We start from the raw sequence: 380 nt of genomic DNA on the forward strand, positions 1-380 counted from the left end.
CTTAAAGGAATCAGATCATGCCAGGCAGGAAGGTACTTACTTTGAGTATTCGAATGAAATGGCAGCTTATGATCTCATGGTGATAGATGATTTCGGCTTAATGGATCTGGACATCGAGAAATGCCGCGATTTATTTGAAATCATCGAGTCCAGAGACTGCCGCAAGGCAACTATTATTATCTCACAGATTCCAGTATCCGGATGGTATCAGCTTTTTGGGGATTCCACCTACGCAGATGCCTGCTTAAGTCGAATGACATCTAAGGCATATCGCCTTGAATTTCCTGGCAGGGATCGCAGAATAACCAATAGTAATTAATCAACCTGCTGAGCTTTGCTCAGTTTGAAGCGGAATGGCGCTCCGTTCCTCTGGAACGGAT

At 44.5% G+C, this 380-nt stretch carries 1 protein-coding gene; it reads left to right on the forward strand.

Translation table 11 applies throughout. From position 1 onward, the window contains the following. Positions 1-319 (forward strand): ATP-binding protein (locus DW915_RS07500; protein ID WP_243033803.1); only part of this gene is annotated, 319 nt, incomplete at its 5' end. Positions 320-380: the final 61 nt, after the last annotated feature.

Source organism: Blautia sp. AM42-2 (genome assembly GCF_003480245.1).
GTDB classification, from domain to species: Bacteria; Bacillota; Clostridia; order Lachnospirales; family Lachnospiraceae; genus Fusicatenibacter; species Fusicatenibacter saccharivorans.